Source organism: Romboutsia lituseburensis (genome assembly GCF_024723825.1).
Taxonomy (GTDB): Bacteria; Bacillota; Clostridia; order Peptostreptococcales; family Peptostreptococcaceae; genus Romboutsia_F; species Romboutsia_F lituseburensis_A.
In genome coordinates this window covers 1,416,106-1,439,455 of record NZ_JANQBQ010000001.1, presented here as the reverse complement: position 1 = coordinate 1,439,455, position 23,350 = coordinate 1,416,106, and the positions used below count along the sequence as shown (strand labels likewise).

At 27.0% G+C, this 23,350-nt stretch carries 21 protein-coding genes and 1 other annotated feature; of the genes, 10 read left to right on the top strand and 11 right to left on the bottom strand.

What is annotated here, in order from left to right:
- Nucleotides 1–46: 46 nt before the first annotated feature.
- On the bottom strand, nt 47–685 hold the full coding sequence (locus tag NWE74_RS07010; RefSeq protein WP_258242510.1) for an isochorismatase family cysteine hydrolase: 639 nt from the start codon (nt 683–685) through the stop codon (nt 47–49).
- 210 nt (nt 686–895) lie between these two features.
- Entirely contained in the window at nt 896–2,275 is a 1,380-nt protein-coding gene (locus NWE74_RS07005) for a YjiH family protein (protein ID WP_258242509.1), read from the bottom strand.
- A 132-nt stretch (nt 2,276–2,407) separates the two neighbouring features.
- Nucleotides 2,408–2,627 (bottom strand) — a binding site (T-box leader).
- A 208-nt stretch (nt 2,628–2,835) separates the two neighbouring features.
- Here NWE74_RS07005 and NWE74_RS07000 point away from each other — a divergent pair.
- Complete coding sequence (locus NWE74_RS07000) at nt 2,836–3,651, top strand: tetratricopeptide repeat protein (RefSeq protein ID WP_258242508.1); 816 nt, start codon at nt 2,836–2,838, stop codon at nt 3,649–3,651.
- 157 nt (nt 3,652–3,808) lie between these two features.
- Nucleotides 3,809–4,321 (top strand): ECF transporter S component, encoded by a 513-nt coding sequence (locus tag NWE74_RS06995; RefSeq protein WP_258242507.1) that lies wholly within the window; start codon nt 3,809–3,811, stop codon nt 4,319–4,321.
- A gap of 71 nt (nt 4,322–4,392) precedes the next feature.
- Here NWE74_RS06995 and NWE74_RS06990 read toward each other — a convergent pair whose 3' ends face one another.
- From NWE74_RS06990 to NWE74_RS06975, 4 genes are all read right to left on the bottom strand, one after another.
- A complete protein-coding gene (locus tag NWE74_RS06990; RefSeq protein WP_258242506.1) occupies nt 4,393–6,306 on the bottom strand; it encodes an ABC-F family ATP-binding cassette domain-containing protein in 1,914 nt (637 codons plus the stop codon).
- 56 nt (nt 6,307–6,362) lie between these two features.
- Entirely contained in the window at nt 6,363–7,070 is a 708-nt protein-coding gene (locus NWE74_RS06985) for a M15 family metallopeptidase (protein WP_258242505.1), read from the bottom strand.
- Nucleotides 7,071–7,185: 115 nt separating this feature from the next.
- On the bottom strand, nt 7,186–8,640 hold the full coding sequence (locus tag NWE74_RS06980) for a PLP-dependent aminotransferase family protein (protein ID WP_258242504.1): 1,455 nt from the start codon (nt 8,638–8,640) through the stop codon (nt 7,186–7,188).
- 20 nt (nt 8,641–8,660) lie between these two features.
- A complete protein-coding gene (locus NWE74_RS06975) occupies nt 8,661–9,557 on the bottom strand; it encodes a D-alanine--D-alanine ligase (RefSeq protein ID WP_258242503.1) in 897 nt (298 codons plus the stop codon).
- A 189-nt stretch (nt 9,558–9,746) separates the two neighbouring features.
- Between NWE74_RS06975 and NWE74_RS06970 the strand changes: the two genes are divergently transcribed.
- Complete coding sequence (locus NWE74_RS06970; RefSeq protein WP_258242502.1) at nt 9,747–10,976, top strand: competence/damage-inducible protein A; 1,230 nt, start codon at nt 9,747–9,749, stop codon at nt 10,974–10,976.
- A 111-nt stretch (nt 10,977–11,087) separates the two neighbouring features.
- On the top strand, nt 11,088–11,870 hold the full coding sequence (locus tag NWE74_RS06965) for an HAD family hydrolase (RefSeq protein ID WP_258242501.1): 783 nt from the start codon (nt 11,088–11,090) through the stop codon (nt 11,868–11,870).
- 9 nt (nt 11,871–11,879) lie between these two features.
- Here NWE74_RS06965 and NWE74_RS06960 read toward each other — a convergent pair whose 3' ends face one another.
- Nucleotides 11,880–12,467, bottom strand: a complete 588-nt coding sequence (locus tag NWE74_RS06960) for a zinc dependent phospholipase C family protein (RefSeq protein WP_258242500.1) — start codon at nt 12,465–12,467, stop codon at nt 11,880–11,882.
- Nucleotides 12,468–12,626: 159 nt separating this feature from the next.
- Between NWE74_RS06960 and NWE74_RS06955 the strand changes: the two genes are divergently transcribed.
- Both NWE74_RS06955 and NWE74_RS06950 read left to right on the top strand, forming a co-directional pair.
- Nucleotides 12,627–13,190 (top strand): DJ-1 family glyoxalase III, encoded by a 564-nt coding sequence (locus tag NWE74_RS06955; RefSeq protein ID WP_258242499.1) that lies wholly within the window; start codon nt 12,627–12,629, stop codon nt 13,188–13,190.
- 143 nt (nt 13,191–13,333) lie between these two features.
- The gene (locus tag NWE74_RS06950) at nt 13,334–15,970 is read left to right on the top strand and encodes a calcium-translocating P-type ATPase, PMCA-type (RefSeq protein ID WP_258242498.1); all 2,637 of its coding nucleotides are present in this window, start codon (nt 13,334–13,336) and stop codon (nt 15,968–15,970) included.
- Between the two features lie 112 nt (nt 15,971–16,082).
- Here the strand turns inward: NWE74_RS06950 and NWE74_RS06945 are convergent, their stop codons facing one another.
- Nucleotides 16,083–17,021: a TIGR01212 family radical SAM protein gene (locus tag NWE74_RS06945; protein WP_258242497.1), complete on the bottom strand. Its 939-nt coding sequence runs from the start codon at nt 17,019–17,021 to the stop codon at nt 16,083–16,085.
- 223 nt (nt 17,022–17,244) lie between these two features.
- Between NWE74_RS06945 and NWE74_RS06940 the strand changes: the two genes are divergently transcribed.
- A complete protein-coding gene (locus tag NWE74_RS06940; protein ID WP_258242496.1) occupies nt 17,245–18,678 on the top strand; it encodes a VanW family protein in 1,434 nt (477 codons plus the stop codon).
- Nucleotides 18,679–18,715: 37 nt separating this feature from the next.
- Here NWE74_RS06940 and NWE74_RS06935 read toward each other — a convergent pair whose 3' ends face one another.
- The gene (locus NWE74_RS06935; protein WP_258242495.1) at nt 18,716–19,258 is read right to left on the bottom strand and encodes a hypothetical protein; all 543 of its coding nucleotides are present in this window, start codon (nt 19,256–19,258) and stop codon (nt 18,716–18,718) included.
- A gap of 178 nt (nt 19,259–19,436) precedes the next feature.
- Here NWE74_RS06935 and NWE74_RS06930 point away from each other — a divergent pair, with 178 nt between their 5' ends.
- Nucleotides 19,437–19,865, top strand: a complete 429-nt coding sequence (locus NWE74_RS06930) for a DMT family transporter (protein ID WP_258242494.1) — start codon at nt 19,437–19,439, stop codon at nt 19,863–19,865.
- Nucleotides 19,866–19,913: 48 nt separating this feature from the next.
- Here the strand turns inward: NWE74_RS06930 and NWE74_RS06925 are convergent, their stop codons facing one another.
- A complete protein-coding gene (locus NWE74_RS06925; RefSeq protein WP_258242493.1) occupies nt 19,914–20,051 on the bottom strand; it encodes a hypothetical protein in 138 nt (45 codons plus the stop codon).
- Between the two features lie 165 nt (nt 20,052–20,216).
- On the opposite strand from NWE74_RS06925, the gene NWE74_RS06920 reads away from it, so the two are divergent.
- Nucleotides 20,217–20,867: a YitT family protein gene (locus tag NWE74_RS06920; RefSeq protein ID WP_258242492.1), complete on the top strand. Its 651-nt coding sequence runs from the start codon at nt 20,217–20,219 to the stop codon at nt 20,865–20,867.
- A gap of 74 nt (nt 20,868–20,941) precedes the next feature.
- Nucleotides 20,942–21,751, top strand: coding sequence for a MerR family transcriptional regulator (locus tag NWE74_RS06915; protein ID WP_258242491.1), 810 nt, complete (start codon nt 20,942–20,944; stop codon nt 21,749–21,751).
- Between the two features lie 165 nt (nt 21,752–21,916).
- Here the strand turns inward: NWE74_RS06915 and NWE74_RS06910 are convergent, their stop codons facing one another.
- Nucleotides 21,917–23,350 (bottom strand): CehA/McbA family metallohydrolase, encoded by a 1,434-nt coding sequence (locus tag NWE74_RS06910; RefSeq protein ID WP_258242490.1) that lies wholly within the window; start codon nt 23,348–23,350, stop codon nt 21,917–21,919.

The following is a 23,350-nucleotide window of genomic DNA, read 5'->3' as shown; positions in this document are numbered from 1 at the left end:
AAGCTTTTAGTTATTTATAACTAAAAGCTTTTTATATTTTTATACATTAATATATTAAATTTTTTACAACTTTTATTCCATTTTGTATTAAGCTATTAAAAAATACAATATTTAAAAGCTCAGCCGAGTGTATATTAGGAATATCATATGTATCTACTAAATTTATAGGAATTATTATATTCTTATCCATATTATTTTGATTAAAGTAAGACTTCAAAGTTATAGCAAACTGATATATACATATATCGGTACAATCACCGACAATAATTATATTTTCAGTATTATCAAATTTAACATCGTCTAAAACAAAAAAACCATTTGTAGAGTTTTTCGATAATATTTTAATATTTTTTATCTCTTTTAATTCATCTACAATATCACTTTCAAAATCATTTTTTAGACAATGAGATGGATAGCTTGAAAGTTCTAATGAATTTTCATCGTGGCAGTCTGTAAAGGCAATTATACTTTTAACTTTTTTGTAAATAGATTTAGTAAAGTCTACTATAGGGTTAATAAGGGCCTCAACTCTAGGAGAGTACAATGCTCCAGATTTAGCAAAACCATTATTAATATCAACTATAAATAGTTCTGTTTTTGATAAATCAATATTATCTAGATTCTCTACAGGAAGATTATCTAAATTACCTTTTAATACCTTTAATTCATTTAATAAATGTTTCATGGCACACCCCCGTTTATAATATAGCTAAATTTTACAAATTAAATATTGTAAAGTCAAGGTATTAAAATGTCTTTATATATAAAAATACTACTCTTAATATTAAGAGTAGTATTTTTGAGAGGAATAAAGTTATCCGCATAGGTCGAACACTTTCCTCTTATTAATATAGTATGCGTTTTAATATAAAATGATACAAAATATTTGGAATATTTATGATAATAATATCTTAGCAATAATAGTTATTATAGGTAATGCAATTAAAGTACGCATTAAAAATATTATAAATAAATCTTTTAAATTTAATGGTATATCAGATTTTAATATAACTGCACCTGTTTCAGTTAAATATATTAATTGAGTTATAGATAAAACTCCTATTATAAACTGTGTAACTTGGCTTATTCCTTCTCCAGATATCATTATAGAAGGTAAAAACATATCAGTGAATCCAACTAATACAGCAGGTGCTGCAGCTTGTGCATCTGGTATTTTTAAGAACTCAAGTACATAAACTATAGGTAATGAAATAATATTAAAGAAAGGAGTAAACTCTGCTACTATAAGAGCTAAAGTTCCCCATGCCATAACTAGAGGTAGTAATCCTAAATACATATCTATTACAGTTTTACATCCATTTGTTAAAATTGTTGTGAATGATGGAGCGATTTCAGCTCTATCTAAAGCCTTAGTAAATCCAAACTTAATTGCGCTTTCACCCTCAGGTACTAATTCTTCTTTTAAATGTTCAACATTGTTAAACGTAGTGTTTTTAAATCCTTTAAGTGGGAATATGCGAGGCATAATTAGAGCACACGCTAATGATGCTAAACAAACAGTACCATAAAATGGAACAAATAAAGGCATAAATCCTAATTGGTCTGCTATAACAGTAGAAAATGGTAAAGATACTAAAGAGAAACAAACTGATATAATAGCAGCTTCTTTTGCAGTATAAAATCCTTGTTGATATTGAGTATTAGTAATCATTATTCCTAAAGTACCATCACCCAACCATGATGAAATTGCATCAACAGCAGAACGACCAGGAACTTTAAATAATTTATACATGGACTTAGAAATCATGGTACCGAATAAATCCATAAGTCCAAAGTCTACAACTAATGGTAATAGGAATCCTGATACTAAGAATATTGCAAGTAAACTAGGTAGAAGCCCTAGCATTGTCTGGCCTGTTATTTCAGATTTTATAACTTCAGGTCCAAATCCAAATACTGCCATAGATATAAATATTGCACCAAGTATTCTACAAATTAGCCAAAATGGAGAAACATTTAGAACACTATTTAAAAAATCATTTTTAATATTTATAAATTTACTTAAAACAGATAATATAGCAGAAGCAACTATAACAACTAATGCAATATTAACCATATTGTCACCGATCAATATTTTTATAAGTTCAGCTAAAAAACCAATACCTATATTTATAGGCGATAACCCTTCTAATGGTACCATCGCACCATACGGCAGGGGAACTATAAATAATAATAATCCGAAAAATGATGGTATTAAGAATTTAAATAATCTAGAACTACCGGACTGAGTAGCAGTTGAAATATTTTTTTCCATAATTGTAATCCTCCAAATAATAAATTTTTTTAGATTGATAGTGATTAATTGTTTACCGGTAAATTTAATAGCTTTATCAATGTGGTTAAATATAAACATAACTGAAATTAAAAAAGTCCCTTGGCTAAAAAGCCAAGAGACGAAATTTCCGCGTTACCACTCTCGTTGATAAGATTGATTATATCTTTTATCTTATCCCCTCAAACCTCTTAAGGCGAGGAACCTATTACCATACTTAATTTCAGGTAATATTCTCAAAAGCTCTTTTCAGATAAATTTCAATATCAAGCTTCCACCATCCTTGACTCTCTATAAAATTCATTTAACTTACTCTCTTTATCGCTGAATTTAAAATGTTAACTTTTATATAATGGTAAGATAAATAAATTAAAAAGTCAATAAAATTGTTAAAAAAATTTTACAAAATTATTAAAATTATGAAAAATTAACTTAGTTATGCATATTAAATTACTATAGAGAATTAAAGGAACATTAACTGCAATAAAAAATAAAATAGAGTAAGACATAAAAATATTTACTTGTGAGGGGGGAGTCTTACTATGGCTATAAATGAGATATTTAGGGAAATGTTTGATAATCAAAAAAGAGAAAAAGAACTAGAACATCAAAAGGAAATAATAAAAAAGACATTAGAAAGCCAGGGAAGTATGTTGAATGATTTTGAAGTAGGTATGGATTTATTAGAGGATGAAAATTATGAAGAAGCATTTATTTTATTAGATAGATGTGCACAAAAAAACAATTCACAAGCACAATATGAAGTTGGACGATTATTAAAAGAAGGTTTAGGAGTAGATAAAGACGTAGAAAAATCCAAAAAATATTTACTAGAATCTTATAAACATGGGTTTAAAAAATCTGGGTTATTGTTAAGAGAAATGCGATATCAAGAACAAGGACAGTTAGATAAAAAAATAAATACAGACTTTAATACAAAATACAGTGAGCTTGGATTTAAAATAGATATGCCTATAGATTGGATAGAATTAGATTCAAAAAATAAGGCCTGTTTTGATGCAATAGCAATTGATAACTTTAATGGGGATGTAATTTTTAATATAAAGATGCAAGTTTTTTTAATAGAAATACCAGACAATATGACAGGTTGCGTGTCACTTGATAGAGTAGCAAACAATATGGGATGTATAGAGTCAGTTGATTTTAATAATGGAAGTTGTGATGGGAAGCTAATATGTGGAGAGGGCATAGATGGAACTTGTAATTATATATTTATATCTAAGGGGAAAAGAGGTGTATACGATGTAAGGGTTATAGTAGATAAGTATCTTGAACCTATATATGAAGATATAATAGACCATATTATATATAGTTTTGATATAATAGAAAAATTATAGAGATAAAATATAAAATTGTATTACTATAATATTATATTTGCTAAGTTGGGAAAAGGTTTAAAAAAACAAATTGTATGATTACAATTATTATTGAGTATTGTTATTCATTTATTTATAATTAGTGATAGATAGAAGTATTATAAGTGAGGTAATTAAAATGAATAATAAAACGAAAAAAATTGTATTAAATGGACTAATGATAGCCTTAGTTTGTATTGCAACAATGACTATTCAAATACCTACTCCTGGCACGAATGGATATGTTAATATAGGAGATGGTGTTATATTTATTTCATCAATTTTGTTTGGACCTATTTCAGGTATGGTAGCAGGGGGTGTAGGCTCAGCGATGGCAGATATTTTAAGTGGATATTCACACTGGGCTTTATTTACACTTATTATAAAAGGACTTGAAGGTTATATTGTTGGAATAATTATAAAAAATAGCAGTAATATGTTTAGAACTATTTTTGCAACTGTAGTTGGGACTTTTATAATGGTAGTAGGATATTTTTTAGCAGGGATAATACTTAAGGGTAGTGTTATAATTTCAGCAGGTTCTATACCATCAAATTTAGTTCAAGGAATAATGAGTATGATATTAGCTATTCCGCTTTCATATTCTCTGAATAAAGTAAAATATGTAAAAACTCTTAAATTAAATTTTTAAAATTTAATTTATTAAAAAAAGCAACTATAAAAAATTTTTATAGTTGCTTTTTTATAAAGTTTTAGAATAATTTAGTTTTTAGAGTTAGCTATTTCTTCAGCTAGGTTATTTAAATATTCCCATCTTTCATATTTATACTCAAGTTCAGCCTCAGCTTTAGCTTTACTATCAAGGATTTCTTGAAGTTTAGTAAAATCAGTAGCATATTTAGAAGTACTAGAATCTAGTTCTTCTATTTTATTTTCAAGCTTTTCAATGTCACTATCTATAGATTCAAATTCTCTTTGCTCGTTGTAAGTAAATTTAAGTTTTTTATCATTTTTAGGTTTTTCTTTTTTAGGAGTAGGAGCTGATAATTTTTCTTTTTTATCTTCCTCAAACTCTATTCCTTGTATTTCTCTATATATTTGATAATCACTGTAATTACCAGTATAAATATTTATATTTCCAACACCTTCGTAAGCAAAAATTTTATTACAAATTCTATCTAAGAAATATCTATCATGAGAAACAGTTATAACAACCCCTCTAAACTCATCTAAATAGTCTTCTAATCTATTAAGTGTTTCTATATCTAAATCATTTGTAGGTTCATCTAGTAAAAGAACATTAGGAGCAGTCATAAGAGTTCTAAGTAAATGAAGTCTACGTCTCTCACCACCTGATAATTTACCTATATGAGTATATTGCATAGTGGAATTAAATAAAAATCTTTCACACATTTGAGATGCTGATATTTTAGTTCCATCAGCAGTTTCAATGTAATCACTTGCTTCTTTCACATAATCTATAGCTCTCATTTCAGGATGCATATGTGAATCATCTTGATTAAAGCATCCAATTTTAACAGTTTCACCAGTTTCAATATGACCACTATCTGGTGAAATTGAACCATTTAATATATTTATAAGAGTAGATTTACCCATACCATTTTTACCAATGATTCCTATTCTATCAGTACGAGCTAAAGTATAATCTAAATCTTTTATAAGAATTTTATCACCAAAGGATTTAGATATATTATGCATTTCTATAATTTTATTACCTAATCTGGTAGAACCGACAGATATATCCATTTTTTCATCAGGAGCAAAAGTTTCTTGACTAGTTAGCTCATCGAAACGTTGTAGTCTGGCTTTTTGTTTTGTTGTACGTGCTTTAGCGCCTCTTCTTACCCATGCAAGTTCTGTTCTCATAAGATTTTGGCGTTTTTCTTCCATACTTGCCTCAAGAGCTAATCTTTCCATTTTCTTTTCTAAAAATATTGAATAATTACCATCATAGCTAAATAATCTACCTTTATCTAATTCAATTATCCTATTAGAAACTCTATCTAAGAAATATCTATCATGAGTTATCATAATTAGAGAACCACGTCTATTATTAAGATATTCTTCTAGGTAATCTATAGTATCATTGTCTAAATGGTTAGTAGGTTCATCTAAAATTAATAATTCACAAGGTGTTATAAGAGCAGAAGCAAGAGAAACTCTTTTTCTTTGTCCTCCAGATAGTTCTTTTATTTTTTGATTAAAGTTAGTTAAACCAAGTTTTGTTAAAACCATTTTAGCTTCACTTTCTAAATCCCAAAGATTAAGTGCATCAATTTTTTCTTGAAGTGAAATAAGTTTATTATTTAAATCATCATTAAAATTTTTAGCTAAAGAATCTAAGGTTTCTTGATATTCAAGTAGTAGTTTCATTTCAGGAGAAGTACCTTTAAAAACTTGCTGTAAGATTGTAAAATCTTCATTATAATCAGGATTTTGAGGTAAGTACTCAACTCTAACTCTATTAGCCTTAATTATATTTCCACTGTCGCATGTTTCAGCACCAGCTATAATCTTAAGTAAAGTAGATTTACCTGTACCATTAACTCCTATGATACCTATTTTTTCACCTTCGTTAATACCAAGTGAAATATTTTCTAGAAGTGTTTTTTCAGAGTAACTTTTGCATATATTTTCTAACGTCATTAAATTCATAATATCACCTATATTTAGTCTAAATTTTTTTCAAAGTGTTGGTAATCTGTTTTTTTTCAGTGACCTCCCCAACTCCAACCTCTTTTAACGAAGGCATTGTATAAGTCATCACCTTCTACTATCATACCCTTTTGAATAATAGATCTATCTGCAAAGGATCTACCTTCTTTTGGGTTAACTGTTTCTCCAATTACATGGGGATTTTGAAGAGGATTTATATCGATAGCTAGTCCTTTACCATGATTGGATATTTTATTTGTATTTGCAATAGTTCTATAGCAAAAAGAAGAACTATTATTATTAGACATTGATAAAGTATCAACAGCTTTATATTCATCAATAAGTTTTATTTTATCAATTGGATATTTTTTTTCAAATACTTCTTTAAATATATCAATAACTTCAGCTGCAATTCTTTTGTCTACAATCATTTCACCTATTTGGATATTTCCATAAAAGTCATAGTAACTAAGTTTTAAATAACTAAGTTTTTCAAAGCTTATTGGTTCATTTTTGGGCATTGAATATCCTATCATACTTTTTTTTATTTCATCAGGAATAGGTGAAAATAAAAAAATAGGTTCAATATCTTTATTTAAATTAGTTTCTTTGCTATCATATTTAGCTTTTTCGTACGAATTATCTTTAACTATATTGCAAGACTGATTTATAACATCAAAATCTTTTATATTTTTAAAAAAGAACAATCCAAGAAAAATAAAAACTATTATTGTGAAGTAAAAAATTTTTTTTATAATAATCACTCCCTTTAAAGTGGGTTTGAAAAATATATATTGATATAATAATCCTTAAATTATGAAATACTTATAAATAAAAACTATATATATTATAACTCATAAAAATAAGAAATAGCTAAATTTATTTAGCTATTTCTTTAATTATACGACCGATTACTTTTATTCCAGATTCTATTTCTTCAAATGTTAGTCTAGAAAATCCTAATCTAATGGTATCATTATGACTATTATTTACATAAAATATATCTCCGGGCATGAATATTACACCATTTTCATGACATTTTAAAAGCAAACTTCTAGAGTCTATATTTTTTAATTTTATAAAGATATGAAGACCGCCATCTCCTAAAACATATTCATTAGGAATATATTTATTTACACATTCATAAGCGAAAGTAAATTTATCACCATAAAATTTTCTGATTTTTTTTACATACTTTTCAAATCCACCATTACTTAAATAATCATATAATATACCTTGATCTAAAAATGAGACATGTATATTTTTGCAACGTTTTACACTTTCAAGTTTAGATATAACTTGCTTATCACATAAAATCCAACCAATTCTTAAACCTGGGAAAAGTATCTTTGAAAAACTTCCTATGTAGATAACCCCATTACTCCCGTTATCTAAAGATGCTATAGGGAAGATGTGAGAACTTGAATATAGCAATTCCTCATTAAAACCATCCTCGATTATAGCTATATTATGTTTTTTCATTATGTTATAAAATTTATATCTATTTTCAGGGCTCATAACAATTCCTGTAGGATTATGATAAGAAGGCGTTATATAAGCAAATTTTATTTTTTTATCTTTTAGATTATTTAAATTTTTTTCAAGCATATCAAAATTAAGACCATTATTATTTATATCTATACCTATAATGTTAAGTCCTAAAGATTTAAATATTTTGATAGCAGTATTATGTGTTGGATTTTCACAAATTATATAATCACCTTTTTTTATGAAGGATGATAATAATAAATCCAATCCTTCAGTGAAACCATTAGTTATTAAAATATCTTTATTAACTGTATCTACACCTTTTGCATTCATATACTTTAATAAATAATTAATTAATGGTTTATACCCCTGAGCATATCCGTAGTTAAGTATTTTATGACCTTCAATAGATAGTCTATTTAAAAATGATTTTTTCAATTCTTCAATGTCAAATAATTCCCCATTTGGAGAGATACTTTTAAAAGATATAAGATCTTTTCTCCAAGGAATTTCATTTTTTACAATATCCATTTTATTTGCAGTTTTAGAATAATCATTTTCTAAACAATCCCAGTTTATATTCCAAGTACTATCTGGTAGGGTTTTATTTGACTTAGCAAATGTACCTTTGCCAGATATTGAATATATAATTCCTTCTGATTTTAGTTCTTCATAAGCTAAAACAACTGAATTTCTACTTACATTTAAAAGCTGGCTAAGCTCCCTTGTAGAAGGGAGCTTGCTATTATTAGGTATAAGTCCTTTATCAATCATGGAACTTATATGGTCTTTTATTTGTATATAAATCGCTTCATTATCATTTAATTTTAAATTTGAGAATAACAACTCATCACCTCTAAAAAAATTTAATTTAGAGAGTATTCAATTATTTTATCTAACAACTCACTAAATTCTATTCCCTTAGCTTTAGCACTTTGTGGAATTAAACTTGTTTGTGTCATTCCAGGAAGTGTATTAAGTTCAAGCACATAAGGAACACCATTACTTATTATAATATCAACTCTAACATATGCTTTGCAATTAAAAACATCCCAACAAGTTTTTGAAATAGCATTTATTTTATTTTGTAAAGATTCTTCAAGATAAACAACTTCTTCAATTGCACCGTTTGCACTATACTTAGATTCGTAGTCAAAGAATTCTGAGTTTGACTTTATAGATAAAGTAGGGAATACCTCACCATTTAGCACAAATGATGTATACTCTCCTCCAGGAATATATTTTTCAATCATAACAGCAGTATCTACTTCAAGGCCACATTTAACAGCATTTAAAACTTCATCCTTAGAATGAATAAAAAATGTTGCAACACTAGAACCACCACAATTAGGTTTTATAAATACAGGATAACCAATTTCATCTATTTTATCATAATTTATTTCTTCTACAGATTTGACAACTAGCCAAGGTGCTGTAGGAAGATTAGAGTCTCTAAGTATCTTTTTAGTCATATTTTTATCCATGCATAGAGCACTAGTAAGAGGTCCACATCCTGAATACGGTATATCCATAGTGTCTAAAATTGATTGAATGCACCCATCTTCTCCAAATTTTCCATGAAGAGCTAAAAATGCGAAATCTATATCACTAGATAGCTTAGTAAATATATCCATTTTATCATCTAAAATTATTTTTACTACCTCGTACTTATTTTTATCAAGATTATTATAAACGCTAAGTCCTGAGTTTAATGAAATTTCTCTTTCAGAAGATATTCCACCCATTATAACAGCTATTTTCATTTATTTCACTCCTAAGTATTTAAAATTTATATTAAAATTATATGATTTATTTGCAATAGTTGAAAGTACCACTATCAACTAAGTTTTAGATATTAGTGGTCTTAATAAATTAAAATGATAAAAATTAGAAATTTATTACATTAAATTAAGATAAATAGTTTAAAATTATATACAGAAGGGGTGATTAACATGAAAGCTGAAATAATAAGTGTAGGAACAGAAATACTTTTAGGAGATATAGTAAATACAAATGCTCAATATTTGGCAGAAGAATTAGCTAACATAGGTATAGATGTATATTATCAAATAACAGTAGGAGATAATGAAGAGAGGTTATATAATACATTTAAAGAAGGTTTAACTAGAAGTGATATAGTAATAGCTACTGGAGGATTAGGCCCAACTGATGATGATATAACTAAAGAAGTTGCATGTAAATGCTTTGGACAAGAATTAAAATTACATCAACCATCATTAAATAAAATTGAAGATTATTTTAAAAAAATTAATATGAGTTTAAGTGAAAACAATAAAAAACAAGCATATTTTCCAAAAGAATCTATCATACTTGAAAATAATTATGGAACAGCACCTGGAGCTATACTAAAAAAAGATAATAAGATAATTATAGTACTTCCTGGACCGCCAAGAGAAATGAAGCCAATGTTTGAAGAAAAGGTTAAGCCATATCTTAAAAACAATAGTAATAGTGTATTAGTATCAAAAGTTCTTAGAACTTTTGGAATCGGTGAATCCCTATTGGAAGAAAGTATAATAGACATAATAAAAGAACAAAACAATCCAACTATAGCACCTTATGCAAAAGACTCAGAAGCTATACTTAGGATAACAGCTAAGGCATTTACGGAAAAAGAAGCTGAAGAATTAATCAGTCCAGTAGTTGAAAAAATAAGAAGTAGAGTGGGAAGTTATATATATGGAGAAGATGATACATCGTTAGAAGAAGAAGTTGCTAAAATTTTAGTTGAAAAGAACTTAACAATATCAGTTGCAGAGTCTTGTACAGGTGGATTATTAAGTTCATCTTTAATAAATTATCCAGGAATTTCTTCTGTATTTATGGAAGGTTGCGTAACATATTCTAATGAAGCTAAAATGAAAAGACTTGGTGTTAAAAAAGAAACATTAGATAAATACGGAGCAGTTAGTGAGCAAACCGCAAAAGAAATGGCTGAGGGTATTGCTAAACAATTCAATACTAATATAGGCTTATCAACAACAGGTATAGCAGGACCTGAAGGTGGAAGTGTAGAAAAGCCAGTAGGTCTTGTCTATATTGGAATTTATATAAATGGAAAAACTTTTGTAAAAAGATTTATATTTAATGGAAATAGACAAATGGTAAGATTAAGAGCTACTAAAAATATACTTAATGAATTGAGAATTAAATTGTTATAGATTAACTACAGAATGATACTTTTAAGCAACGGATAAATCCGTTGATGACATGAGGTGTAGCGCCTATGTAGTAGCTTAAACTAATCGAGATTTTTATAGGAGGTAAATTAAATGATAAAGCATATATTTTGTGATTTAGATGGAACTCTATATCATAATGGAATAAATAAAACAGATGCAGATGCAATAAATAGTATAGAAAAAAAAGGTGTAATATTTAATGTTGCAACAGGTAGGATTTTTAAGCAAGCAGTAAAGATGACAGAAGAGTGTTTAAAGTTAAATGGATATTATATATGTGAAAATGGTTCATTTATACATAATAGCAACTATGATATGATCTATAAAGGAACTATAGATGATGAGCTCGTAAAAAAAGTTATAGCTCGCTTTGAATCAAGTAATGCATATCTTTACTTTAAGCATGATGGGAAAATAGTTTTATTAGAAAATTTGGAAACTGTAAAATCATATACTAGTGATTATGTTATAGATAAAGATTTTATAAATAGAGATAAATTTGATAACTTAGTAGGAAATATAGGTGTTATATCTCAAGATATTGAAGAACTAAATAGAATAGAATTATATTTAAAAAGTGAGTTTGAAGAAGTTTTAGACATATATTTCTCTGGTGAAAATACATTAAATATAGTCCCTAAAGGTGTATCAAAGAGAAATTCAATAAAGCATGTATGCAATATATTAGGTATAGGTGAAGATGAAATAGCTACAATCGGAGATTCACCAAATGATATAAATATGTTAGAAGGTATTAAGTATAGTTTTGCAATGGAAAATGCAAGAGATAGTGTAAAAGAAAAAGCCAACTACACTGTAGAAAGTGTAGCAAAAGCAATCGAAGTAATACAAAAAATAAACGGTGTTGAGTAAACTCAACACCTAAATACAAATACTTAACTTGCTTGATTCTAAAGAATTTTTTATGATATTTTCTAATATATAATTTACAACACTATTACATACAACAGATGAAAATAATAAATCATTTTTCTGGTCAAGTTCATTAACGTATTGATTATATAAATCAAAAAAGAAATCCTCAACAGAGCTATGTGTTATTATATCTCCTTTAAATCTTGATAAATTAGTTTCTTTAGCTACTAATGTAAGTTCTTTTTCATAAGCCATATGTTTTTTCATACTATGCTTAAATTCCCAACGTTGGCTATGAGGAACACAAAAAAAGTCGCACAGAAAGTGGCAAATGACACCTAGCTCTTGATTAAATTTGCTTAAAGAAAACTTTTTAGAAAGTGAATCTATACTTAATTTGCATAAATATTTTATTTTTTTTATTATCATATCAAATGATTCGGCATGATAATGCTTCATAAATAAATATTTAGATGAAATATCAGGTTTTATATTTCCATAAATAAAATTCTTTTCATTAATAAGAAAAGACTTGTTTTTATCTATATTTTCAAGTATTGAGTTTGAAATTAAATAATGAGAACTCATTAACATATTTTACACCTCGTAGGATAAATTTAAAAATTAAATATATGAATAAAAGAATACGTTATCTTAAATTAAAGCTATTTAAATATTAGCAAGAAAATAGTATATTTACAATATGTAAATAATGTTAAAATATAAATAGAAAGAATATTGGAGGTAATAAATATGAAAAAAGTATTAGTAATGTTAGCAGATGGATTTGAAGAAATAGAGGCTATAGCTGTTGTAGATATATTAAGAAGAGCTAATGTAGTTTGTGATATGTGCTCTATAAATAAAGAATATGTAAAAGGTACACATAATATATTGATAAAATCAGATTGTTGTATAGATGATATAAATGCAAGTGAATATGATGCAATAGTACTACCTGGTGGATTACCTGGAGCAACTAATTTAAATGATGAAAGAGTAAAAGAATTTGTTAATGAACTGGATAATGAAGGAAAGATAGTAGGGGCTATATGTGCAGCGCCAGAAACGCTAGAAGCATTTGGTATATTAAAAGGTAAAAAGTGTACTTCATATCCTGGGTTTATAAAAAATAGAAATGATATAATTTATATAGAAGATATTGTTGTCAAAGATGAGAATATAATAACTAGTAGAGGTCCAGCTACATCAATGATATTTGGATTAGAAATATTAAAAACTTTAGGTTATGAAAATGAAGCTGAAGAATTAAAAGAAGGCATGATGATTAACTTTTACAATAAAATAGTAAAATAATAAAAAGCTGTTTTAAAATAAATTTATTTTAAAACAGCTTTTTTACGTACATTTAAGGTAATAAAAGAATACATTTTATTAATAAATTAAATAATATAAGACGATAATATAAGAGTAACTATAATTGTAATAAGGAGGATAAAATGTATTATAAACAAAAATATATAGAATCAATACAAAACCTAAATTCAGATTTAAAAGGATTAAGTACAGAAGAGGTTAAAAAGAGATTAGAACAGAACGGATATAATGAATTAAAGGAAACAAAAAAAGTTCCTACATGGAAACTTTTTTTAGAAAGTTTTAAGGACCCTTTAATTATAATTCTTTTGATTGCAGCGATAGTTCAAATATTTTTAGGCGAAGTTGTAGAATCAATAATAATACTTATAGTAATAATATTAAACTCAGTACTTGGAGTAACACAAACTAAAAAAGCAGAAGGATCATTAGAAAGCCTTAAAAAGCTATCCGCCCCACAAGCTAAAGTAATTAGAAATAATCATAAATTAAGTATACCAGCAAGGGAATTAGTAGTAGGTGATATAGTACTTTTAGAAGCAGGAGACTATATACCTGCAGACGGAAGAATTATAGAAGCACAAACACTAAAGATTGTAGAAGGGATGCTAACAGGGGAGTCAGAACCAGTTTTAAAACACAATGAAAAGATTGATGAAGATGTAGGTATTGGTGACCAAAGAAATATGGTTTTTAGTGGATCTTTAGTTGTATATGGTAGAGGAAGCTTTATAGTTACATCTACAGGTATGAATACAGAGATGGGTAAAGTTGCAGGTTTACTAGAAACGGCAGAAAATAAGCAAACACCATTACAAGAAAAATTAGATGAGTTTGGGAAAAAATTAGGAATTGCAATTGTAGGTATTGCAGTACTTATATTTATAATACAGGTAGTAAGAGGATTTATAGGTGGAGCAGCAGTAGATAGAAGTAAAGTTATAATAGATTCGTTTATGTTTGCTATAGCTGTAGCTGTAGCCGCTATTCCAGAAGCTTTATCATCTATAGTTACGATTGTTTTATCAGTAGGAACAAATGCAATGGCAAAAAAACAAGCTATAGTTAGAAAACTTCCAGCAGTAGAAACTTTAGGTTCAACAAGTGTTATTTGTACTGACAAAACAGGAACTTTAACTCAAAATAAAATGACGGTTGTTGATTTTTATATGTATGAAACATCTAAAGATGATATGGATCCTAATAATATAAATTATTCTTATCATTCAAAAACGCTTACAATAGCTTCTGCAATATGTAATGACTCTAATATAAATAATGAAGGAAAAGAAATAGGAGATCCTACTGAAGTTGCATTAATAAAATTTGCAAATAAACAAAATTTAGATTATAAAAAACTTAGAGAAAAATATGATAGATTAAGCGAAATTCCGTTTGATAGTGATAGAAAACTTATGTCTACTGTAAATGTAATACATGGTGACTCATACATGTTTACAAAAGGAGCTCCAGATGTTGTTTTTGGTAGATGTAAATATGCACTAGTAGATGGAGATACAGTTGAGGTAAATGATACTATATTAAATGCATATAAATCTATGAATGAAGAGTTTTCAAATAGAGCTTTGAGAGTATTAGCTTTTGCTATAAAAGATGTTGAAGATGAGAATTTTGTACCAGCATTAGAAGATGAAGTTGATATGACTTTAGTTGGCCTTATGGCGATGATAGATCCTCCAAGAGAAGAAGTATTTGATGCAGTTAAAGAAGCTAAAAGTGCAGGGATAAAAACAGTAATGATAACAGGTGACCATAAAACTACAGCAGCTGCAATAGCTAAAGATATTGGCATAATGGAAACAGATGATATTGCTTTAACAGGTCAAGAATTAGATGCCCTAACTGAAAAAGAGTTAGATGAAAAACTTGAACATATATCAGTATATGCAAGAGTATCTCCTGAGAATAAGATACGTATAGTAAAGGCATGGCAAAATAAAGGCAAAATAACAGCTATGACAGGTGATGGTGTTAATGATGCACCAGCCTTAAAGCAAGCTAATATAGGTATAGGTATGGGAAGTGGGACAGATGTAGCAAAAGATGCTTCAGCTATGATATTAGTTGATGATAATTTTGCAACTATAGTAAATGCAGTTGAAGTTGGTAGAACAGTTTATAAAAATATAAAAAAATCTATAACTTATTTATTTGCAGGTAACTTTGCAGGTATACTAGCTATACTATTTGCAGTTTTTGCAAATTGGGCTAATCCTTTTACAACACTACAGTTGTTATTTATAAACTTAATAACAGATTCATTACCAGCAATTGCTTTAGGATTTGAAAATCCTGAAAAAAATATAATGTCTAAAGAACCTAGAGATCCAAATGAAAGTATATTAGCTGGTGGCACAATACAGGCTGTAGCTTTTAGAGGTGTGACTATAGCAATACTTGTAATATTAGCTCAATATATAGGAATGAAGATATCTCCAGAAGTAGGAACAGCAATGGCATTTTCAACTATTACTTTAGCTAGAATTTTACAGACATTACCTGCTAGATCAAATGAATATACATTAATTGAATTAGGTGCATTTTCTAATATGTATGTAATATATGCAGTATTAACTTGTCTTTTAATTTTTAGTTTAACATTGCTTCCATTTTTAAGAGATATATTCTCTATACCGTATAATTTTGGAGCAACTCAATTAGGAATATGCTTTGGATTAGCAATAGTATCTACAGTAATAATGGAAATAGTAAAGATAAGACATAAAAGTAATAAATAAATTTCTTGGGAAATGAGCAAAAAAGCTGATTCGAAGAAAATAAATTTTCTTTGAATCAGCTTTTTATAATACTAATAAACTATAAAGAATTTATTTATAGATAATATGTTTATTATTTGTTAAACTTACAACCTTGATATGAATCACGTTGTTTTAACTCATCATCTATAGCATTTAAAACTTCCCATTTTTTCAAGCTCCATAAAGGTCCAACAAGCTCATCTCTTTTTCCATCTCCAGTCAGTCTATGAACTATCATAGTTTCTGGTAAAATCTCAAGCTGATCACAAACTAGTTTTATATATTCATCTTGTTCCATTAAAGTCATCATATTATTATTTAACATTTTTTCCATTGGAGTATCTTTAATGACATGTAGAAGATGAATCTTTATTCCATCTACACCCATATTAGCGACAGCCTTAGCTGTCTCCATCATCATATTATAATCTTCTCCAGGAAGTCCATTTATGATATGAACGACAACTTTTATGTTTTTAGCCTTTAATTTTTCTACGCCTTCAACAAAAGATTTATAATCATGTCCTCTATTTATAAGTTTTGAAGTTTTATCATGAATAGTTTGAAGACCTAGCTCTACCCATAAATTGGTTTTTTCATTAAGCTCACCTAAATACTCAACTACGTCATCAGGTAAACAGTCAGGTCTTGTTGATATTGAAAGACCTATTACATTATCAAGACCTAGTATTGTCTCGTACTTTTCCTTCAATATATTTAAAGGTGCATAAGTATTAGTATAGGCTTGGAAATATCCTATATATTTGGCATTTTGCCATTTTTTATGCATCATTTGAGTTATATCATCAAACTGCTTAATTAAATTGTCATTAGGGTTTCCAGCAAAGTCACCTGACCCTTCTTTGCTACAGTAAGTACATCCTCCAAAGCTAACCTTTCCATCTATATTAGGGCATGTAAAACCAGCATTTATAGAAACCTTAAATACTTTTTCGCCGAACGTATTTCTAAGATAGTAATTCCATGTATGATACCTTTTATTATCAAAAGCATATTTGAATTTTGTCAATTATATCACCTTTTTCCGTTAGTATTGTACATATTAATTTATATTACCATAAAAAAAATATATATACAAACTATATATATTCATAAGAATAATACCCCAATTTGAATAAAATAAGCTTTAAATAAATAGTTTTTTTTTACAATATTGTTACTTATTTTACTGAATAAATTACCAAAGTTACTAATAAGATATATAAATTAAAGTTATTCAAGGGGGGATTATTATGGATAATGAAAAAGATGATATGAAAAAAACAGATGAAGATAAAGATAAGGAAGCTCATGAAGATATAAATACAAAACTCGAACTTGAATTAGAAAAAACAGAAAATAATATAGTAGATGAAGAAAGTGTAGAAAACCAAACTGAGGATGAAAATAAAAAAGAAGAAACTAATTTAAATAAAAATACTAAGGAAAATTTATTAAAGAAAATAAATGAAAAAAGAAAGCTATGCATAGGTATTTTAATTTTATTAGTTATAATTTTTTCTGTAATTATAAAAGCCACTGTATCTAAATACGATAATGTGGTATATCCTGGTGCCTATATATATAAAGTAGAAATTTCGAATTTAAATAAAGATCAACTTTTAAAAAAGCTAGTTGAAATTAAGTCTGAAATAGGAGATAGAGAGATACAGATAATGGCTAAAGATAAAACATATAAATTAAAAATAAATATGATAATTAAAGACTACAATGAAAATGAGTTAGCACAAAAAATTTTAAATGAATACAATGACAAAAATATAATACAAAAATTTATTGCGATAATATCTAAAAAAGAAAAACTATATGCATTTAATATAGATATAAATGATAAATTTTTAAGTGAAGAAGTTAATACTATATCTACAAAAACCAATCTAAAAAGTGAAGAACCTAAAATTATAATAGATGGTGAAAATATAACAATTAAAGAAGGTAAAAAAGGATTAAAATTAGATGAAAGAGCATTGACAAAAGATATAATAATGAGTTTAAGTAGCAATGGTGTATATAAAAATAATATATCTATAGAAGGAAAGTATATTGATGATAACCCAACAATAGATACAAAAGAATTATCACAAGTTAATCATAAAATTTCTACTTATACAACAACATATTCTCCAGGGGGAGGAAGAGGTAGTAATGTAGCTACAGCAGCCCAAAAAATAGATGATATACTTTTAATGCCTGGGGATGAATTTTCATATGAAGATGTAGTTGGTCCTGTAACACAAGGCAATGGATATACATATGCACCTGTAATTAGCAATGGAGAATTGATACAAGGAATAGGTGGAGGTGTATGCCAGGTTTCATCCACATTATATAATACTCAGTTAAAAGCAGGTATACTTCCTACAGAAAGAAGAAATCATTCAAAGCCAGTAAGTTATGTACCAAGAGGTTTAGATGCAACTTTGGCGACTGGAAGTATTGACTATAAATTTAAAAATACTCATAAATATCCTATAGTAATAAATACGTATACAGGAGGAGGTAGACTTACAATAGAATTTTGGTCAAATGAAAAAGCTTTAGAAGGTGTAGATTACAAACCTGTAGGTTACGTAAGTGGAAATGTAGCTAATACATATCTTTATGGATATGACAAAGATGGCAAAAAAATTTATGAAAAGCATATAGACACAAGTGTTTATAGATAAAATAAAAAATGTGTTGATATTAATATCAACACATTTTTTATTTTATTTTGTTACCTATTGCCAATAAATTACCACCAATAAGGATTATAATCAACGATAATATTGATACTATAAAATTAGATAAGAAAAATGGAGAAAACACTAATGTAAGTCCAAATACTAAAACCATTACATTCCACATTGTAAATCTATAATACGGATTATTTTTTCCTCTAAGTAGTTTAATTAATTGAGAATACACAATATATAAACCTAAAACTAAAGAAATAAACCCTTGGATCCTATTTGGGAAAATTATTAATAAAACAGAGCCTACTAATAAGAAAAACTGAATTCGATTATATGGTGAAATTTCCTCTTTAGATGCATATCTCTTTAATTCATTTAAATTTTTTAAGTTTAAATATGCTAAAAATAACAATGTAATAGCCAAAGTCCATGAAACTATTTTAATTCCAAATCCTTTATATAAAAAAGATCCTATCCCTAAAACAAGAAGTAATATCCCAATTATTCTAAATTTAGGAGCATTTTCTTTTCTATAAAAATTATCAAAATTAAGATTAAAAATTTGAAACATCTTTTCACCTCATATTACTAAATAAATTTAAAGTAATTATAGCAAAAAAATCAAACTGATTAAATACTTTAAATTTAAAATCATCTAATTATGATTAAATAAGTTTGTACCTAAAGGTTATTAATATGGATTTAAAATCATAATATTAATTATAACTTATAGAAAGGAGGACAAATTTATGAACAATTTAGGAGCTGTTTTATTTGCGATATTAGCAGGTAGTTCTACAGCATTAGAGGCATTTATAAATGGAGAGTTAGGTAAAAATACTACAGCACTAATTGCTACCTTTATTAGTTTAGTAGTAGGGGCTGTGTTCTTTTTAATAAGCATTCTAGCAACAGGCGATTTAAAAACATTAGTAAATATAAATGAAATAAATCCTAAACTGCTTTTAGGAGGCATTTTAGGTGGTCTTGTAATTTACTTTACTGTTAGAGCTATACCTAATTTAGGAGTTTCAAATACATTAACTTTAATAGTTGTATCTCAAATGTTATTAAGCTTTTTTATAGATAGCTTTGTTTTAGGACAAGGAACGATGCATTTATATAAGTATATAGGGGCAGCACTTTTGGTTATAGGAACATTTTTTATATTAAATTAAGTACATATATTAAATAAAAATGAGGCTTAAGTTTAAGCCTCATTTTTATTATTTACTTATTTTTTCCCAGGCTATAACTACAAAATCTTTACCAGTCTCATTTTTTAATTCATTCTCAGCTTTTTTTATAGCGCTTTCTTCCTTTTCAGTTAAATGAGCAATCTCAAAATCTGATTGTAATTTCATAAAATCCTCCTTAAAAATAAGTTTATTATATTTTGTGCAAACAAATAAAATATATTATGCTAATAAAATTACATTAATGGAAATAAAAATAGTGTACATTGGTATAATACTAAGGTATATAATTATAATAAGAGTATTTATATAAATTTAGCTAGGAGTGATATTTTGCGGTCAAAAAAACAAATCTTAAAAAGTATAGTATTGATAATTTTAGGATCTACTATACTATCATTTGGGAGTTATAATTTTAACTATCAAAACAGTGTTACAGAAGGTGGAGTTTTAGGATTAATACTTTTAATAAAAAATGTATTTGATATATCTCCATCAATAACGAGCTTAATGATAGACTTATCATTATTTGCATTAGGATCTAAATTCTTTGGAAAGAAATTTTTACTTTATTCAATGCTTTCAACAGCTAGCTTTTCGACAACGTATAAAATTTGGGAAAATATAGGGTTTTTAGTTCCAAGTTTTCAAAATAACATGTTAATAGCAAGTATATTAGCAGGAATTGGAGTAGGGATTGGAGTAGGCTTAGTAGTTAGAGGAGGAGGAGCTGCAGGCGGAGATGATGTAATCGCACTTTTAGGCAATAAGTTTACAAAGTTTAAAGTAAACCATATATACCTATTTACAGATGCAGTAGTTTTAATAATGTCTCTAGTTTATCTAGATATTAAACAAGTGTTTTTCTCTATTATAGCAGTTAGTATTAGTGGTAAATTAATAAGCATGCTTTATAATGAAAATGATGAAAGTGAAAATAATGATAAAGATGATGAATATACAGAAGAATCATTAATGATATAAATATTAATAGGGCTATGAGATAAACTTTAACATTCTCATAGCTTTTATACATATGCCTAAGAGGAGAGTAAAATATGAAAGATTATTATAAGATAGGTGAAATTTCTAAAATTTATGCAATAGGAAGAGATTCATTAATGTATTACGAAGAAATAGGAATTTTAAAACCATTTAGAGATAACAATGGATATAGGATGTATAAAATATCAGATATATGGAGATTGAACTTAATAAAAGAATTGAGAAGTTTAAATTTTCCAATGAAAAAAATTAAGGAATATTTAGATGATAGAAGTATAGAAAGTACAAATAAGATACTAAATGAAGAAATAAATTTAATTGAAGACAAGATAAAAGAGTTAGTTAACCATAAACAAAATATAACTAAAAGGATTAACTCAATTCATGATGTTAGAAATAATTCTAATTTTAATAAGATAGAATTAACATATATAGATGAAAGGAAGGCAATAAAGCTAAATGCAGATATAAAAAAAGATGAAGAAGTTGATTTCTTAATTCAAAAGCTACAAAAAGAATATGAAACTAGATTTAATATTCTAGGAAATAATAATATAGGCGCAATATTTTCTTTAGAAAAAATAAATAAAGGAATATATAATGAATTTAAGTCAGTATTTTGCCTATTAGAAAATCAAGAAGAAGTTTTTAATATAATAGTAGAAGAAGGCTACTATGTTACTTTGACATATAGAGGAGCTTATAAAAATAATCAAAAATATCTAAGTGATATGTTTAAGTATATAAAGGATAATAATTATAAAATTTTAGGAGATCCTATTGAAATTTATAAAATAGATATACATGAAACTGGGATTGTAGATGAATTTATAACTGAGATACAGATACCTGTAAAAATATAAAATATGTCGAAAAAAACAAAAAATGGTAACAAAAATAATTAATTTATCATAATAATCAATATAGGTATTAATAGTTTGATATCTATATTGATTATTATGTGTCTAGGCTTAAACTTTATTGTTCGGGAATAAAAATAGCTATCTAGTCTTAGATAGCTATTTTGTTTATTCAATCCATATAGGTGCAGTAACTGATATTTTATTGTATTTTTGAAGTACCTTTATATAGTAATATTTATTTGGTACAGCTTTTATATTGAAATCTAATTTAGCTAGGTTTGAATTAAAACATTTTTCTTTAATAATCTCACCTTTATTACTAACAATTTGTATTTTTTCAATACTATCCTTTATATCAGTGTCTATAGCGCTTATACAAAATCTAAGTTTTGAAGACTTGTTTATTGTAGATCCCATAGGTAAATCATTTATAGTATAATCTATTTTTAGATTTTTATCTTGTGTAGCATAAACCCTCATATTTTTTAGTGCATCATATAGTGAATCTTTAGTTAAATCAGTTGCTAGGATAACTGTTCTAAATTCATTAGAAATACCAAAATCGACTCTATGATTATCTTGATTACATGTTGGTGCTAAATGCCATCCATTATCTAGAGCTAGTTGATACATATCCAATGAAATTATATTTTTAATCATATCTTTATTATAGCCATTTCCAACCTCAATCAAAGAAATAACAGAATCACCATAAGGTGAGTATTTTAAATTATTAAATGTACCAAATTTTTTACAAGGATGATTAAATTGTCCTATCAAATCATCTTGATTATAGATTAATTTATAAAAATTTTCTAATGTCATGTCAGGACTTTCTGCACATGTAAATCCATTAGAGTTAAAAATATTAATATGACCTATAGGATTTTCTACATTATGAGGATAAGTCATTTCAAATCCGTTTAAAGCTACAAAATTTCCATTAGAATTAAACTTTTCTCTAAATTGTAAGAGTTCATTCCATTTTTTAGATTTAGATCCATCATTAATATCGCATGCTAAGTTATTATCTAATAAATTTGAATGTTCAGTTATAGCGAAAAAATTTAAATTAGCTTTATCACGAGCTAAATAGTAGGCATCACTATAACTACCATGACCATCACTTGCACTAGTATGAGAATGAAGTAATCCTCTATAATGGCTATAAACAGGAGTACCAACAACAAAATACCATTCAAAGCAGCTTTTATTTTTATTAACTGATGAATCAGATAGTTCAAGCTTAATTATTTGAGTGCCTCTTCTAAACTTTGTATTGGGAGTATATGAAATTTCATTTTCGGTTATATTAGACTCTTTAGTAACATCTTCATAATTAACAAATAATTTAATCGAAGATAAATCTATATTACTTTTATCAAAGTACCCAATTTTTATAGTAGGTTTAGAAATAATATACTCCTGACACTTTGATGGAAAAGTATACTCTATAGACGGAGAATCAACATCTTCTGATATAGACTCTATAGATTTTTCTTTAATGTTTTTAATGCTTGCATAGTTAAAGAAAAAATTATACACAACAATTCCTATCATTAAGGTGCTTAAAATAGTAAAAAATCTTCTAAATGACAT

What these genes read in the sequence shown, in the direction of transcription:
- NWE74_RS06935 (WP_258242495.1), bottom strand. Translation starts at nt 19,258, where the DNA reads ATGTTTCAAATTTTTAATCTTAATTTTGATAATTTTTATAGAAAAGAA.
- NWE74_RS06940 (WP_258242496.1), top strand. Translation starts at nt 17,245, where the DNA reads ATGGATAATGAAAAAGATGATATGAAAAAAACAGATGAAGATAAAGAT.
- NWE74_RS06955 (WP_258242499.1), top strand. Translation starts at nt 12,627, where the DNA reads ATGAAAAAAGTATTAGTAATGTTAGCAGATGGATTTGAAGAAATAGAG.
- NWE74_RS06930 (WP_258242494.1), top strand. Translation starts at nt 19,437, where the DNA reads ATGAACAATTTAGGAGCTGTTTTATTTGCGATATTAGCAGGTAGTTCT.
- NWE74_RS06990 (WP_258242506.1), bottom strand. Translation starts at nt 6,306, where the DNA reads ATGAATTTAATGACGTTAGAAAATATATGCAAAAGTTACTCTGAAAAA.
- NWE74_RS06970 (WP_258242502.1), top strand. Translation starts at nt 9,747, where the DNA reads ATGAAAGCTGAAATAATAAGTGTAGGAACAGAAATACTTTTAGGAGAT.
- NWE74_RS06915 (WP_258242491.1), top strand. Translation starts at nt 20,942, where the DNA reads ATGAAAGATTATTATAAGATAGGTGAAATTTCTAAAATTTATGCAATA.
- NWE74_RS07010 (WP_258242510.1), bottom strand. Translation starts at nt 685, where the DNA reads ATGAAACATTTATTAAATGAATTAAAGGTATTAAAAGGTAATTTAGAT.
- NWE74_RS06975 (WP_258242503.1), bottom strand. Translation starts at nt 9,557, where the DNA reads ATGAAAATAGCTGTTATAATGGGTGGAATATCTTCTGAAAGAGAAATT.
- NWE74_RS06965 (WP_258242501.1), top strand. Translation starts at nt 11,088, where the DNA reads ATGATAAAGCATATATTTTGTGATTTAGATGGAACTCTATATCATAAT.
- NWE74_RS07005 (WP_258242509.1), bottom strand. Translation starts at nt 2,275, where the DNA reads ATGGAAAAAAATATTTCAACTGCTACTCAGTCCGGTAGTTCTAGATTA.
- NWE74_RS06925 (WP_258242493.1), bottom strand. Translation starts at nt 20,051, where the DNA reads ATGAAATTACAATCAGATTTTGAGATTGCTCATTTAACTGAAAAGGAA.
- NWE74_RS06950 (WP_258242498.1), top strand. Translation starts at nt 13,334, where the DNA reads ATGTATTATAAACAAAAATATATAGAATCAATACAAAACCTAAATTCA.
- NWE74_RS06995 (WP_258242507.1), top strand. Translation starts at nt 3,809, where the DNA reads ATGAATAATAAAACGAAAAAAATTGTATTAAATGGACTAATGATAGCC.
- NWE74_RS06960 (WP_258242500.1), bottom strand. Translation starts at nt 12,467, where the DNA reads ATGTTAATGAGTTCTCATTATTTAATTTCAAACTCAATACTTGAAAAT.
- NWE74_RS07000 (WP_258242508.1), top strand. Translation starts at nt 2,836, where the DNA reads ATGGCTATAAATGAGATATTTAGGGAAATGTTTGATAATCAAAAAAGA.
- NWE74_RS06910 (WP_258242490.1), bottom strand. Translation starts at nt 23,350, where the DNA reads ATGTCATTTAGAAGATTTTTTACTATTTTAAGCACCTTAATGATAGGA.